Origin of the sequence: Geobacillus sp. LEMMY01, from assembly GCF_002042905.1 — a bacterium.
Classification (GTDB): domain Bacteria; phylum Bacillota; class Bacilli; order Bacillales; family Anoxybacillaceae; genus Geobacillus; species Geobacillus proteiniphilus.
This window is the reverse complement of sequence record NZ_MVKA01000033.1, coordinates 22,462-36,947: the sequence shown is the minus strand read 5'-3', so window position 1 is coordinate 36,947 and position 14,486 is coordinate 22,462. Positions and strand designations below refer to the sequence as shown.

Annotated in this window: 12 protein-coding genes and 1 pseudogene; 4 read left to right on the top strand and 9 right to left on the bottom strand. The window is 57.3% G+C overall.

Going from position 1 to position 14,486, the window contains the following annotated elements:
- Positions 1-34 precede the first annotated feature (34 nt).
- The 4 genes and pseudogenes from B1A75_RS15075 to B1A75_RS15060 all read right to left on the bottom strand — a co-directional run bounded on the left by B1A75_RS15075 (position 35) and on the right by B1A75_RS15060 (position 5,053).
- Complete coding sequence (locus B1A75_RS15075; protein WP_079936445.1) at positions 35-1,993, bottom strand: beta-propeller fold lactonase family protein; 1,959 nt, start codon at positions 1,991-1,993, stop codon at positions 35-37.
- Between the two features lie 96 nt (positions 1,994-2,089).
- Positions 2,090-4,168 (bottom strand): annotated as a pseudogene (locus B1A75_RS15070) (glycoside hydrolase family protein).
- Between the two features lie 75 nt (positions 4,169-4,243).
- Positions 4,244-4,744 (bottom strand): hypothetical protein, encoded by a 501-nt coding sequence (locus B1A75_RS15065; RefSeq protein ID WP_074044511.1) that lies wholly within the window; start codon positions 4,742-4,744, stop codon positions 4,244-4,246.
- A gap of 18 nt (positions 4,745-4,762) precedes the next feature.
- On the bottom strand, positions 4,763-5,053 hold the full coding sequence (locus B1A75_RS15060) for a DUF2325 domain-containing protein (protein WP_074044510.1): 291 nt from the start codon (positions 5,051-5,053) through the stop codon (positions 4,763-4,765).
- A gap of 459 nt (positions 5,054-5,512) precedes the next feature.
- Between B1A75_RS15060 and B1A75_RS15055 the strand changes: the two genes are divergently transcribed.
- Positions 5,513-5,674, top strand: a complete 162-nt coding sequence (locus B1A75_RS15055) for a DUF1540 domain-containing protein (RefSeq protein WP_074044509.1) — start codon at positions 5,513-5,515, stop codon at positions 5,672-5,674.
- Positions 5,675-5,739: 65 nt separating this feature from the next.
- Positions 5,740-5,937, top strand: coding sequence for a hypothetical protein (locus B1A75_RS15050; protein ID WP_074044508.1), 198 nt, complete (start codon positions 5,740-5,742; stop codon positions 5,935-5,937).
- Between the two features lie 173 nt (positions 5,938-6,110).
- On the opposite strand, the gene B1A75_RS15045 is transcribed toward B1A75_RS15050, so the two are convergent.
- The 5 genes from B1A75_RS15045 to B1A75_RS15025 form a co-directional block, all read right to left on the bottom strand.
- Positions 6,111-7,583: an o-succinylbenzoate--CoA ligase gene (locus B1A75_RS15045; RefSeq protein ID WP_074044507.1), complete on the bottom strand. Its 1,473-nt coding sequence runs from the start codon at positions 7,581-7,583 to the stop codon at positions 6,111-6,113.
- A 117-nt stretch (positions 7,584-7,700) separates the two neighbouring features.
- Positions 7,701-8,519 (bottom strand): 1,4-dihydroxy-2-naphthoyl-CoA synthase, encoded by an 819-nt coding sequence (gene menB / locus B1A75_RS15040; protein WP_031407524.1) that lies wholly within the window; start codon positions 8,517-8,519, stop codon positions 7,701-7,703.
- A complete protein-coding gene (gene menH, locus B1A75_RS15035) occupies positions 8,520-9,332 on the bottom strand; it encodes a 2-succinyl-6-hydroxy-2,4-cyclohexadiene-1-carboxylate synthase (RefSeq protein ID WP_079936444.1) in 813 nt (270 codons plus the stop codon).
- An 11-nt stretch (positions 9,333-9,343) separates the two neighbouring features.
- On the bottom strand, positions 9,344-11,077 hold the full coding sequence (gene menD, locus B1A75_RS15030; protein ID WP_079936439.1) for a 2-succinyl-5-enolpyruvyl-6-hydroxy-3-cyclohexene-1-carboxylic-acid synthase: 1,734 nt from the start codon (positions 11,075-11,077) through the stop codon (positions 9,344-9,346).
- Entirely contained in the window at positions 11,070-12,446 is a 1,377-nt protein-coding gene (locus tag B1A75_RS15025) for an isochorismate synthase (RefSeq protein WP_074044566.1), read from the bottom strand. The genes menD and B1A75_RS15025 overlap by 8 nt, the downstream gene beginning before the upstream one ends.
- Positions 12,447-12,615: 169 nt before the next feature.
- Here B1A75_RS15025 and B1A75_RS15020 point away from each other — a divergent pair, with 169 nt between their 5' ends.
- Together B1A75_RS15020 and B1A75_RS15015 are read left to right on the top strand one after the other, a co-directional pair.
- Positions 12,616-13,545: a 1,4-dihydroxy-2-naphthoate polyprenyltransferase gene (locus B1A75_RS15020; protein WP_074044565.1), complete on the top strand. Its 930-nt coding sequence runs from the start codon at positions 12,616-12,618 to the stop codon at positions 13,543-13,545.
- 89 nt (positions 13,546-13,634) lie between these two features.
- Entirely contained in the window at positions 13,635-14,444 is an 810-nt protein-coding gene (locus B1A75_RS15015) for a yteA family sporulation protein (protein WP_074044564.1), read from the top strand.
- Positions 14,445-14,486: the final 42 nt, after the last annotated feature.

Sequence of the window (14,486 nt, the reverse complement as noted above, 5' to 3'; positions counted from 1 at the left end):
CCACCTCTAAGTGTACGCGTAGGTGGGAGAGCGTTCAATGCAGCGAGCGGACATAGGCCGCAATTGCCGCAATTTCTCCCGGCGTCAATGTTTGCACTTCTTTCGTCCGATGGCGCCGGATTGCTTCCTCGATCGTTTTCGCGCTGCCGTCATGCAAATACGGAGCCGTCGCCCATACGCCGCGCAGCGTCGGCGTATCCCACTGCTTGGGCGTCCGCGGGTTTGTGAACCGGGCGCGGGCGTCGCCTTTGGAGGCGCGGTCCTTCGGATTGGCCGTGCCGATATCGTGCAAGTAGGCGGTATTGGCAGTCGTCAATTTCCCGTCCGGCCCGACCGCCTTGACGCTGTCGGTGAAATACTCGCCCCCATGGCAGCTTAAGCAATTCCCTTTCCCGTTAAACAGCCGCTCCCCTTCCTTCGCTTCCGCCGTCAAGCTGCCGTCCGCCTTTCGATACGGGCTTTTCGGCACGGGGAACGAACGCGGGTCGTTCAAGTAGGCGAGAATGGCGTCAAACATATGCTGGACGTTCGGCGGCAGCGGCTTGGACGGGTCGATCGCCGTCATGCCCCCCATCTCGCCTTGCACGGTATGAATGTAGTCGGTAAAATCGTCGCGCGACCCATCCCACATAAACAGCCCGGTTTTCGTCGCCAAAATATTGCTCGGCACGTTGCGCGGCCCTTTCGCCGTCATGAGCGTCAAGCCGTTGATGTCGCCGTCGCTATGGCACGAAGCGCAGCTCATCCAATTGTTCCCTGTGATGTTGATGGCAAACTCGTCGCTGTTGGCGCTGTAAAAGATCGTTTTTCCTTCACGCACGAGCGGGGAGAGCGAATCTTTCGCAATGAGGCGGATCGTGCCGCTCTCCTGCTTCGCTTTCGCATATGGGCTTTTTCCTCCCGTTTTGATCACAGCCAAATCATGGCTCATGGCGTTGTGGGCGTAAAGCGTTTGGCCATCCGGCGAAATCGCGATCCCGCGCGGATTGTTGCCGTGGATGCGGCGCAAAATTTGCGTCGCCTTGCCGCCGCGGCGCAAGTCAAAGACGACGAGGTCCTCGCTTCCGGACATGACCGCGTACGCTTTGCCGCCGTCCGGGGAAAACGCCACATCGTACGGATTCGAGACGATGATCGTCTCGTTATGGACATCGGTGACGTTGATCGCGTCAAACAGCTCTTTCCGCTCGCTTGTCAATTCGACATCTTTCATTGTATCGATGACCGAAATGGCTGGAAAGACCGTTTCCTCAAACTGGATCGGCGTATCGATGTTCGTCAATAAGTGTGGAATGTACGCTTTTTTGCCGTCCGGGGTGATGACGATTTGCTCAAGCGTATTCGGGATGCCTTGGCTCTTTTTTCGATCGGCTTTGTCCGGCGACGGGGCAAGGGCGATTTCCTTGACCGCCCGCCGCTTCGCTGTGTCAATCACGGTAATTTTGGCCGCCAAATATTGCGTCACGTACAGCTTCCTTCCGTCCGCTGTCAACACCAGCGCCCGCGGCCGATCGCCCGCTTTGATGTCTTTGATCCGTTTTCCGCTGCCAGCGTCAAACACCGAGACCGTGCCCGAGCGGTAGTTGGCCACATATACTTCCGTCCCATCCGGACTTGTGACGATGCCAAACGGCTCGATCCCCGTTTTCCAACGGTCGACGACTTTCCGCTTGTCAAGCGACACGACGTCCACTTCGTCATCATACATGCAGGAAACATACAGCGTCCGTCCATCCGGGCTGAGCGCCAGCTGGCGCGGTTCGCGGCCGACCGGAATTTCCGCTTCCTTCGTTTTTGTTTTCGCGTTGACGATCGTCACCGTATCCACATCGATGTTGGCGGTGTAGACATAGCGCCCATCGCTGCTTACGGCGATGTTGTCGCCGTGCGCCGGAGCGTGTCTGACCACTTTCGGCTGCTCATGCCATCCCCTTTCGTCCTGACAGCCGGCCAACAGCGCGGCGATCGCCGCGGCGAACCACCATGTTCGCATTTCAATATTCCCCCGTTTTTTCACGAAAATGATAACCATCCTCAATTTTACAAAGAAAAGCGGCGAATCTCAATCGTATTCGCCGCTTTCTTTCTGTTATTTGTTGCCGGATCCAACGTTGACCTTGACCGTCCGCAACACCGGCGCGACGCCGTATGGGCCGCCGGCCGCCTGCACTTGCGACACATGGTCGCGGTCGGTGTTGCCAAGTTTTTTTCCTTTCACATACACATCGCCCGTATCCCAGAATTCGCTTGCCTGCATGCCTTCATCGAGCGTCGGGCCGTCGACGATCCGGTCGTAAAAGTCGACGTAGCGGGAGATGATCGTCTCGCGCTCGAGCGCTTTGGCCGTCTCATCCGCTTGGTCGTTGTTTAAATTTTGCAGCGCCACGCGGAACACCCCCGACAAAGCGCCGGCCAGCCACGGGGTGTACTTGTCCTCTTTTTCTCCCGTATGGTACACGTGCCATTTTTCATCCCAAAAATGGCGGTCCATCGCCTCATACACGCGGCGCGCCGCATCGCGGTACGCTTCATCTTTCGTCGCCAAAAACGCCGCCGTCAGCCCGCGGATCGCGCCAAGCTGGGCAAGAAGCGTCGGCTCGTCCTGATCAGGCCCTTAGCCGATCGTATAGCCGTTGGCGACAAGCCCGTCTTTTCGCATCAAGTTGTGCATGATAAAGTCCGCTTGCCGGCGGATGAGCTCGAGCGCCCGCTTTCCTTCCAGCGTGCCGAGCCCTTTGGCGCTCTCTCCGCTCGCATAGCCGACCGGCATCCCGTCGATCGCCCGTTCAAAGATGCGGAGCGCTTCCATTGTATAACCGGCTTGGAACGTATCGACCCGATTTCCTTGCGTTTGCCCGTCATGTTCCGTCACAAACGCGCCCGCTTTTTCATTGAAATGCATGGCATCGATGTTGCGGAACACTTGCAGCAGCACGTCACGGTTGACGGAATACGGGTCGTCGGCAGCGCGGTCGTTGGACGGATCGGCGTCCACATTTTCCTTCGCCGCTTTTGGGAACGGGTTTCCGTCAAACACGGCTAAAAACGCGGGGTTTTGGTTTTTGTTTTCCGGCCGCTGGTCGATCATGCCGAAAAACTCGGCGGCGGGCCAAAGCATGAGCCATTGATCCTCAAGCAAGCTGCGGGGATCTTTGACGACCAACTTCGCCGCATCCGGCGCCAGCTCGCTGTCTCCTTCAGCCACTTCCACCGCATGCGGCAAATAGACGAATCCGCCGCTTGGGTTGTAGCGGCTGCCGGCTGCCTTCGTCAACGCCTGTTGCTTCGCATCATAAAATAAATGGTCACGGATAAAAGCCAGCTTGTTCCATATTTGTTCGGTCAAAATCATCCCTTGCATCCCATCGGCGGAGCTGACGCCAAGCGCCACCGTCCCGCTTTGGTCGTCGTTCGGCGTTTTCGCTTCGACTTCTTCGTCGCTATCTTTTTGATGAAAGCCGCCTAAAAAGTCGCCGGCCCAAAGCGCCTGCTTCAAGAAGACGCCGCCATAAGCCGATGGCGTGAGCACTTTGTCCATTTTCCCCCGATCCCAGCGAAGCGATTGGAAATCGACTTGATAAACGGGAACGTATGTACCGTCGTCATTTTCGGCATAAACATCCGTGTCGACTTTTTGCGCATAGTGCGGGTCGCCGCCGGCGTACTCAATGAAGGTCGGAAACATGTTGCGGAAAATTTCCTCGCGCGGATAGCCGACGCTGTCCGCGAGCTCATAAAATCGGTCGGCAAGCGCTTTATCGGCCCGTTTATGCAGCTGTTCGGCCCGTTGCTTGGCAATCGGCCCGTGAATCAAATGAAGGCCAAGCCCCGATTTTTCCGTCACTTCATACATCGCCTCTTCGGAGTATTCATATGACTCGATTCCCGCCGTATAATCAAATTTCGTCGGCTCATCCGGCTTTCTTGGGTCGAGCGTGTCCAAATCGAGCCCGAGCCCTTCCGCCAGCGGCTCTCCGGACAGCTCAAACTCGGAATAGGCAAACATATTGCCGGCCGTATCAAAATGATCGTCCGCCACCGGCACGTGCAGGCGCGGCGCTTCGGATGGACGGGCATTGTCTTTCTCCTGGCCGGCCGCACAGCCGGATGCCAGCAGCAGCGACGCCACCGCCGAAGTAGCCATCACTTTCCAAGGCATGCGTTTCATCGCTTGCTCCTCCAATTTAAAAAATAACGATTTTCATTCTCACTATACTCATTATACGCCGCCTATGCCCCTCGTTCAAGCAGGAATCCACTCAATGCGGCGTCCGCCCGTCCATAAAAAACAGCATTCCAGTTCGTTCGGACAAAGTCCGATCGCTTCCCGGCATAAGGACGACGCAGTTTCTTTGCATCGCCGAATGGCTTCCTCTTCATCACACCATAGCAGCACACGAACCCGGTCGCGGTAAACGATGTACAAGTCGATCAGCTCCTCGGCTTCCCCCTCATTCCTGCTCTCTCCGTCAGCAAGCAACAACGGTTTGCATGCTGCCTCTTCCATCGAACCGAAAAACTGCAGCAAATGATCCGTCACCTTGGCCAACACAAGGCCGTAATGCAACGGCGTCGGAAACATCGACAAAGAAAGGAGCGAACGATGCATGTCAATCAGCCGCAGCAAGTAAAACGGCGACCGCAGCGAAGGAGCGGTTTCACAATACGCTTGAATGACGCAGCGGAGAAACCGGCGCAACGCATACGGCCAGACGTCCAACGTCTCGTGATGGATAGACACCATGGCTCGCCTCCTTTTTGTTCATTCATGTTTTTCCAACTGCTCCAATACGGCGTTTATTGAGCTCCATGACCGTTTCGCAAAATAAATGGGCTTGTCTTTGCTTTTCGCCTTCTCTTTCACTTTCCTCGCCAAGTTATGGTTGACGTAATCGATCATGACCAATATGGCGTCGACATGCTCCGGAATGTCGCGTTTCACCATATTCACTTTCCGTCCATTGAGATGAATGATTTCCCGGAATCCGGAACGCTCCAATTTATCGGTAATATGGCCTAAATGATCGGCTCCGACAACAAGCAGTGATGCCATCACGAAAGCCTCCTTTGCTCGCTTTTTTCTTCTTTTATTTTAATTGAGAATGATTTTCTATGTCAATGATAATGAGAGAAGTTTTCATCTAATGTTATTCCGAAAGAAACCTCCCTCCTCAAAACGTGAAGGAGATTCAGTGCTCTTGAACACTCTCCCACCTACGCAAATGCGTAGAGGTGGGAGATTCTTGGGAACACCCTCCCCACGGCAGGCTGCCAGCCAAGCCATCCCCGTGCGTCCCACGGTTTGGCCGTCTTACGAAGACAGCCAATGAAGTCCTTCTTTCAACAGATTTTGGGCGGCATTGGGGAACATCCATGATGGAAGACGCCGATTCATCCCCACTTTCGCTGATCGCATGGAAGTGAGAGTCTTCTCGGTTAGAGATGGATAAAATGCCTGCGAATGCGTCAAACTATAGACGCGGGCGATTTCATCACGACAAGGGGGATGACCATGGCGAAAGACGTTCTTTGCGAAGTGCGCAACTGCCATTATTGGGCGGAAGGAAATCGCTGCAGCGCTGAAGCCATTTACGTGGTCAGCCATGCAGGAAAAATGGCGTCCGATTCAACGGAAACAGACTGCAAAACGTTTGTTCCGTCCCATGAAGCATAACGCGAGACCAACGAGGCGCTGCCCGGCCGATCGGGCGGCGCTTGCATCGTTCAAGGGGGATGACGATGGACAAACGCGCCAGCCTCATTCAAGCGCTGCAAACGGAAATGAAGCGGGCCGCTTTGGGAACATACCCGGCTTGCATCGACTCCTTCGCCCATTTGTGGGATTATGAGTTCGGTTCGTTTGACCAGCTGCCGCCCGAGATTGCGCGGCTTATCGCCGATCGGGCCGCTGAACTCGGGTGGATGGACGACTTTTAACGACAGCAGCCAAAAAGCAGGAGGTTGTCTTAAAAGGTTGTTTTCCCTCTACCGAGGCACAACATATGGTCTCTTGAGCGTGTTTCGGCGTATATACAGCATGAGAAAAGGTGTCCCATGTTTTGGGACACCTTCTGCTTTTTCGACTTTCGGAATGGGCGTTTTCAGCGCCGTCAAAACGTTTGCTCCGTTTTTGGAATGAGTCTTTTCAGTTCGCGGCGCAGCAGTTTTTGCGCGGCGTTGCGCGGCAGTTCATTGACGAAATAAATGCGGGCCGGCACTTTATATTTCGCCAGCCGCTCGCGGCAAAACGCGCGAAGGGCCGCTTCGTCTGGCGACGCTCCGCGTTTCAGGCGGACGAACGCATACGGCACTTGCCCCCACGTTTCATCCTCGACGCCCGTCACCCCGGCTTCTTCCACATCGGGATGCGACAGCAGCACCGCCTCCACCTCAGCGGGATAGACGTTTTCGCCGCCGGAAATGATCAAGTCAGAACGGCGGTCAAGGACATACAAAAATCCATCTTCATCGACATAGCCCATATCCCCCGTATAGAACCAGCCGCCGCGGATCGCTTGTGCCGTCGCTTCCGGGCGATGCAAGTATCCTTTTGTCACATTCGGTCCTTTGACGACAATTTCTCCCGCTTCATGAGGCCGCGCCGGTTGGCCGTCTTTTAGGATGCAAAGCTCAGCCGGAAAGAGCGGCTTGCCGGCCGAACCGAGCTTCGTCAAACTGTATTCCGGCGCGAGCGTCGCGATTTGCGACGCCGTTTCCGTCATCCCGTACGTCTGGTACACCGGGATGCCTTTTTCTTTGCACGCCTCAAGCAGCGGGCGCGGCGCCGGCCCGCCCCCTAGCAGCATGCAGCGGAACGTATCGGGGTAGCGAGCTTCCCCCAGCTCGGCCACCATCCGCTGAAGCATAGCGGCCACGACAGACATGATCGTCACTTCGCCGCGCATGATCCATTCATTTGCCTCTTTCGGGTCAAACGAGGTTTGCAACCGCAACGGCATGCCGTAAATGACGCTGCGCATGGCGATCGACAGGCCGCTGATATGAAAGAGCGGCACGGCGGCCAGCCAGCAGTCGCGCTCATGCAAGCCTAAATTGAGCGCCGAACCGACCGCGCTCCACCAATGGTTGCCGTACGTTTGCAAGACGCCTTTCGGAGTGCCGGTCGTCCCGGACGTATACATGATCGTGGCGACTTCCTCCAAATCGCACGTTTCTTTTAATGAAACGTCCGCTTTCGGCAGCGCGGCAACCGCGCCCACGGTCAGAACGCGTCCGTCGCCGCCGAGGCGTCCGGCCAGCTCCTCATCAGCAACAACAAGGCTCGCTCCGCTGTCGTCAAGCTGCCAGCCGAGCTCATAGGACGTGAGGCGCACGTTTTGCAGCAAGACGCGGGCGCCGAGAAAAAACAACGCATGGATGATCTCGATCATCTCGATGCGATTTTTCATCAGCAAGGCGACAATGTCGCCTTCCTTGACGCCTGCTTGAGCGAGGCGCCGCGCCCAGGCGGCAGCAGCTTCATACAGTTCGGCAAACGTTTTTGTCCGCCGCCCGTCGCTCACGGCGATTCGCTCCGGGGTTAAAAACGCCCGCTGCTTCAGCCAGTTTGGCATCGTTGTCATCTAGCGTTCCTCCTTTCTTGCCACCCTCCTCCGCCGACGGTCAGCGCAAGGATTCCTCCCTTCGGAAAAGCGACAAAAAGCAGCTTGACGCGCCATCAAGCTGCTTCTTCGTTCTCATCACGGGAAGCGCGGGAATTGGCTGAAGTCCGGCTTCCGTTTTTCCTTGAACGCCCGCATTCCTTCCTTCGCCTCTTCGGTCGTGTAGAAAAGAAGCGTCGCGTCGCCGGCGAGCTGCTGGATGCCAGCCAAGCCGTCGGAGTCGGCGTTGAACGCCGCTTTTAAGAAGCGAATGGCCGTCGGGCTTTTTTCCAGAATTTCTTGCGCCCATTTGACCGTTTCTTCTTCGAGCTGCTCAAGCGGCACGACTTTGTTGACCAGCCCCATCTCGAGCGCTTCTTGCGCCGTGTACTGACGGCATAAATACCAAATTTCCCGCGCCTTTTTATGGCCGACGATGCGCGCCAAATAACCGGCGCCATAGCCGCCGTCAAAGCTGCCGACTTTTGGTCCGGTTTGGCCGAAGATGGCGTTGTCCGCGGCGATCGTCAAATCGCACACGACATGGAGCACATGCCCGCCGCCGATGGCGTAGCCGGCGACCATCGCAATGACCGGCTTCGGAATGACGCGGATGAGCCGCTGCAAATCAAGCACATTGAGGCGCGGAATTTCATCCTCGCCGACATAGCCGCCATGGCCGCGCACTTTTTGGTCCCCGCCCGAGCAAAACGCCTTGCCGCCGGCGCCGGTCAAAATGATGACGCCGATATTCGCATCGTCGCGCGCTTTCGTAAACGCATCGATCATCTCGTTCACCGTTTTCGGCCGAAACGCGTTATGTACTTCCGGACGGTTGATCGTAATTTTGGCGATGCCGTTGTACGTTTCGTAAATAATGTCCTCATAGTCGTACTGCTTCACCCATTCAAACGGCATTTATACTTCCCCCTTTGTCATGAATTCACTTACTATTTTAGCAAAAATGCCGGGCTGTTCCACGTGAATTGCATGTCCGGCTTCTTTCACGCAGACAAGTTCGCTGTTGGGCAGCCGTTCGTGCATTTGGGCGGCGATGCGGCAAAACTTCTCATCGCGCTCCCCGCAAACAAGGAGCACAGGCACGTCAAGTTCGCCAAGCCGTCCCCAAAACGACGGCTGCACGCCGGTCCCCATCCCGCGCAAACTGTTGGCAAGCCCCGTTGCCGTATGGCGGAGCCGCTCGCGGCGAACAGCCGCCTGTACTGGCGCCGGAAGCGTCCGCTGGGTGGAAAAAAGTGGAAGTTGCTCCCAATCATCGACGAAAGCACGGACGCCTTCCGTTTCGATCTTTCGCGCCAACGCCTCATCCGCTTCCCGCCGCGCGCGCCGCTCCTCCTCCGTCTTCAAGCCGGGCGAACTGCTTTCAAGCACTAAGCGGCGAACGCGGCGCGGATGCCAAACGGCGAACGCCAACGCGAGCCGGCCGCCCATCGAGTAGCCGAGCACGTTCACTTGTTCGACGCCCCATTCGTCAAGGAGCGCCGCCAAGTCAGCCGCCGCGTGTTCGATCCGATACCGTCGGGCGTTCTTTGGCGCCTCGGTCCGCCCATGGCCCAACAAGTCGACGGCCATCACACGGAAGTCCGGCCAAAACGGGGCGAGCGGCCGCCACGTGTCCGCGCTGCCCGTAAACCCGTGAAGCAACAGAAGCGGCTCTCCTTCTCCGTATTGTTCCACATGGTAACGAACCCCATTCGCCATCATGGTTATGCCATTCCTCTTCATTCGAGACATTTCGCGATTTCCCGGGCAACCTCATTCCACAACAATCGATGCATTCGGACATTTTCCGCGCGCGACGTGCGCACTTCAATGACATGAAGCCCGCCTGACGACAGCGATTCCGCCACATCGCGGCGGAACTCCGCCCAATTTTGCGGCACCGTATGGCGGCCGCCGTACATCTCGACGGCGTGGGCGAACGACAAATCCGTCGGCGTGCCAAACAGCGTTTCAAACGGCCCTTTATGGCGCGCCTGCGGCAAAAACGAGAAAATGCCGCCGCCGTTGTTGTTCAACAAAACAATGGTGGCCGACAACGAATGCATTTTCGCCGCCAACAAGCCATTTAAATCGTGGTAAAACGACAAGTCGCCGATCACCAGCACAAGCGGCTGCCCTGCAAGGCTTGCGCCCAAGGCGCTCGAGACGACTCCGTCAATGCCGTTGGCGCCGCGGTTGGCCAAAACGCGAAGCGGCTTGTCCGTCGCAAAGAGAAACGTATCCGCATCGCGAATCGGCATGCTGTTGCCGACAAACAACGCCGCGCCAGCCGGAAGCAAATCGATGAGCTCGGTGAACACTTTCCCTTCAAACCATTCTTCTTCCGGCAGATGGCTCTTGAGCGTTGAGCGGGCGATCGCGTTCATCTCCCGCCACGCCGCCGACCACGCGCTTTCGCTTGCCTTCGGTTCGGCGATTTCAAGCAGCTGGCGGCAAAGAAGCACCTCATCGCTTTGGACAAAGCCATCCGCCGACAAGGTCGGGTCGCGCCATCCGCCCTCATCAACGACGATTTGACGGATCGCGCGATGGCGCTTCAGCCATAAAAAGAGCGGCTTCGACACCGGCATGGCGCCGAAACGAAGCACCACATCCGGAACAAGCTTGGAAGCTGCCGCTTCATCTTTTAAAATGGCGTCATAGCTGTCCAGCACGTACGTTTTGTCATGCGTGCCGGCGCGCAGTTGGGAAAGCGGATCGGCAAGAATCGGAAAATCAAGCGCCCGCGCCAGCTCTGTCACGGCCTCGGCAAACTCGGGGCGCTCAAGGGGACCGCAGACGATCAAACCGCGTTCGGTCGCCGATAGCTGCTCATACAGCGCCGATACGCTCTCTTGCGGCAGCGCCGGGCGGCCATGCCACACTTGCGGCGCTCGCGAAACGGACCGCACCCGCTCCCAAACCGCCTCATCGATATGCGGGACAAGCGGCTCGCGAAACGGCGCGTTCACATGCACGGGGCCGGCTGGCGCACCCGCGGCTGTTTCCACCGCTCTTGCCGCCATCGTCCGCGCGTATCGCAGCATATCGTCCGCCTCTTCCGGCAGCGCCAAGTCGACAAACCACTTGGCGTAGCGTCCATATAAGTGCAGCTGATCAATCGCTTGCGGCGCCCCGACATCGCGCAGTTCATGCGGCCGGTCGGCCGTCCACACAACGAGCGGTACGCGCGAATAGTACGCCTCGACGACCGCGGGCCAATAGTTGGCCGCCGCCGTTCCCGATGTGCACACTAACACGACCGGCCGCTGTTTTGCCTTCGCCAAGCCGAGGGCAAAAAACGCGGCGGATCGCTCGTCAATCTGCATATAAAGGCGAAGGCCGCTATGGGCCGCCATGGCCATCGCAAGCGGCGTCGAGCGCGAACCGGGGCTGATCACCGCTTCCGTCACCCCGGCCTGCGCCAACCCGTCCACCAATGCCGCTACATAAACAGACAAGGCATCAGCCATCGTTCATCACTCCCAACGCCGATAACATCAGGGCCATTTTCACATTCGTCTCCTCATATTCGCCGTTTGGGTCGGAATCGGCGACAATGCCGCAGCCGGCAAAAAGCACGGCTTCATTCCCGGCGAGCAAAGCCGAGCGAATGGCGACCGCCCACTCCCCGTCTCCCTCGCTGTCCACCCAGCCGATCGGCGCCGCATACCATCCGCGGTCAAGCGGCTCAAGGGCGCGGATCGCCTCAAGCGCCCGATCGCGCGGCGTTCCGCCGAGCGCGGGTGTCGGATGCATCATTTCCACTAAACGGAGCACCGAGCGCTCGCGGCAGCCATGGCCGATGACCGGGGTGCATAAATGTTGGATATGCGGCAGCTTGAGAAGCTGCGGCGCGGGCGGCATCTCGACCGTCTCGCAGACGGAAGAAAACAAGCGGCCGATCATTTGCACGACAAACTGATGTTCTTCGTTGTTTTTTCGATCTGCCCGCAGCCAAGCGCCAAGACGCTCATCTTCCTCCATAGCGGCCCCGCGGCGCACCGATCCGGCGAGGCAAACCGACCGGCACATCTTCCCTTCTTTTTGGACAAGCTGCTCAGGGGAAGCCCCGATAAAACAGCGGCCGTCCTGTTCAAACGCAAAAATGTAAGCAAACGGCTGCTGTTCGCGAAGCCGCCGAAGCACAGCCGCGGCATCCACCGTTTTGGCAAACGCCAAGCGCCGAGCGCGGGCGAGCACCACCTTGTCCAACGCACCCGCCCGAATCGAGGCGATCGCTTCGCGAACAGCCGCCAGCCAGCGTTCTTTCTCTTCTTCCTCGTCCGAAACAAGGCGCGGAAGCCGCTCCGGAGCGGCCATGGGGGCGCCGATCCGCTCAAGCAAACGCCCGATTCGCTCCCAGTCCCGTCCTCTTTTGTCCGTTGGGACGGTGACAGTCAACGTCGTTTTGCCGTTTCTTACGGCAAGAAGCGCGACTGGCGCCACGAGCTTCCCGGCCGGAAAGCCGCGCCAAATGTCGGTGCGCGGCCGATAGGGGTCAAACGAAAACCCGCCAAACAATAACGGCGGCGCATCTGCCTCGCCATACCGCTCCATCTGCTCCCCCCATCGCCGGCGCTCCATTTCCACATCATGAAACCGGCCGTCGGCCTTCTCGGTTTCGATCGCATAAACGGAGCCGAGGCCGACCAATATCGTGCCTCCACTTCGATCCGACCAAAAAAACCGTTCGCGGAAGCCGCATGACGGCCCTTGCATAAAAAAAGAAACCGGATCAATGCTTTCCCACGGTTCCGTCCAGCTGACAAACGGCCGCGCCGCATTCACCGCCAATCTATGCAATTGTTGCTGCAGGTGATGTCGAAATCCAATCGCCACGTTCCTCACGCTTTCTGTCGTAAAATTCCCCCTCCATCCCCACTTCCTATTATAATATAATAGGAAATCATTTATCTATCGGGAAGGGTTGACATGCTTTCAACGTTTTCCTACACTTATTTTGGATGTAAACGGATGACATTTTCACGGAATATAAAGGGGAATGAATATGCAACCATTAACACATATGGACCATCGCCCGCCGGCACGCCGCGACTGGCGCGTCTTTTGGCGGCTGACGCGCCCGCATACGCTGACGGCGGCATTTGTGCCCGTATGCGTCGGCACGGTGCTGGCGCTCGGCGAAACATCGATCGATTGGCTGCTGTTTGCCGCTATGATGGTCGCCTCTTTGTTGATTCAGGCGGCAACGAACATGTTTAATGAATACTACGATTATCAGCGCGGCCTCGATTCACCGGAGTCGGTCGGCATCGGCGGCGCCATCGTCCGCGATGGCCTCAAGCCGAAAACGGTGCTGACGTTGGCGTTTGGCTGCTTTGGAGCGGCCATGCTCATCGGCGTTTACATTTGCGCAGAAAGCAGTTGGTGGCTCGCTGTTGTCGGAACGATTTGCATGGCGGCCGGCTATTTCTACACTGGGGGGCCGGTTCCGATCGCCTATACGCCGTTTGGCGAACTGGCGGCTGGGTTTTTTATGGGCTTTGTCATCATTTTGATTTCATTTTTCATCCAAACGGGCCATATCAGCGGCGGCGCCGTGCTCACCGCCATTCCGGTCGCGATTTTAGTCGGCGCCATTTTGCTCGCCAACAATATTCGCGACTTGGACGGCGACCGCGAAAAAGGGAGAAAGACGCTCGCTATTTTGATTGGCCGCGATTGGGCCATCCGCCTGCTCGCTGCCATGTTCGCCGTTGCCTTTCTTTGGACTGGGGCGCTTGCTGCGTTTCACATCGTTCCGCCTTGGGCGCTGCTTGCGCTGTTGAGCATCCCGAAAGCGGTTGCGGCGACGCGCGGATTTATCGGCAAGATCAAGCCGATGGAAATGATGCCGGCTATGAAAGCAACGGCGCAAACGAATACGCAGTTCGGCTTCTTGCTCGCCGCTGGCTTGCTCATTGCCCATTGGCTGTAACACGGTCAAAATGACCGTGTTTTTTTTTTTTTGATTTTCGCCCATACTACATCATATAGACGCTACTGCAAAGGAAGGGATTGCGACTGATGCTGAAGAACGAACAGCTTGCCGCCCTCCGCTCAAGGCTGCTCGAAATGAAACGGGAGACGGAAGACCGGCTGAAGCAAAACGACCATTTCGGCATGATCCGCAGCCACGCCCACGATGCGGTCGGCGAGCTAGCGAGCTATGACAACCATCCAGCCGATGACGCAACAGAGCTGTATGAGCGGGAAAAAGATCTCGCCTTGCAGGAGCATGCCGAGCGCGAACTTCGCGAGATTGAACGGGCGCTTGGCGCCATCGCCGACGGCACGTACGGAACGTGCCGCATATGCGGCCGGCCGATCCCATACGAACGGCTCGAGGCGCTGCCGACAACGCTCTACTGCCGCGAGCACAGCCCGGATCAAACGGTGTCGCAAAAGCGGCCGCTTGAAGAGGGCGTGCTTATGCCGCCGTTTGGCAAATTCGATTTTGACGACCGCGATGAGTCGGTCGCTTATGACGCGGAAGATGCATGGCAGGAAGTGGCCCGCTACGGCACATCCGACACCCCTTCGGACCTTGGCAAAAACGTCGATTTCTACGGCGAAGTGTACGCCGAGTCGGAAGAGAACGTCGGCTATGTCGAAGACTTGGAAAATTTCGCGGCCGTCGATTTGCATGGCAGACACGTACGTGTGTACCCGACGCGGGAGCATGAGCTGCTGGAAAACATATTGGATGACGAAGGCATCATGTCGAACATCGGCGATTTGCCGGCGTATGAAAAAGATCCGTATACATCGAAAGACAGTTACCGCCGTTATGACGAAAGACCGTCCCAGCAAAGCTTCGGAGAAACGACTCCGTGAAAAAGACCATCCGCAAGATAGTCTTTTTTTGAAACGGGCCGA

Bases quoted from the DNA above. Each gene is read 5' to 3' on its own strand.
- B1A75_RS15055 (WP_074044509.1), top strand. From the start codon at position 5,513: ATGGCGAAAGACGTTCTTTGCGAAGTGCGCAACTGCCATTATTGGGCG.
- B1A75_RS15065 (WP_074044511.1), bottom strand. From the start codon at position 4,744: ATGGTGTCTATCCATCACGAGACGTTGGACGTCTGGCCGTATGCGTTG.
- B1A75_RS15050 (WP_074044508.1), top strand. From the start codon at position 5,740: ATGGACAAACGCGCCAGCCTCATTCAAGCGCTGCAAACGGAAATGAAG.
- B1A75_RS15060 (WP_074044510.1), bottom strand. From the start codon at position 5,053: ATGGCATCACTGCTTGTTGTCGGAGCCGATCATTTAGGCCATATTACC.
- menD (WP_079936439.1), bottom strand. From the start codon at position 11,077: ATGGCTGATGCCTTGTCTGTTTATGTAGCGGCATTGGTGGACGGGTTG.
- menB (WP_031407524.1), bottom strand. From the start codon at position 8,519: ATGCCGTTTGAATGGGTGAAGCAGTACGACTATGAGGACATTATTTAC.
- B1A75_RS15020 (WP_074044565.1), top strand. From the start codon at position 12,616: ATGCAACCATTAACACATATGGACCATCGCCCGCCGGCACGCCGCGAC.
- B1A75_RS15075 (WP_079936445.1), bottom strand. From the start codon at position 1,993: ATGCGAACATGGTGGTTCGCCGCGGCGATCGCCGCGCTGTTGGCCGGC.
- B1A75_RS15045 (WP_074044507.1), bottom strand. From the start codon at position 7,583: ATGACAACGATGCCAAACTGGCTGAAGCAGCGGGCGTTTTTAACCCCG.
- B1A75_RS15015 (WP_074044564.1), top strand. From the start codon at position 13,635: ATGCTGAAGAACGAACAGCTTGCCGCCCTCCGCTCAAGGCTGCTCGAA.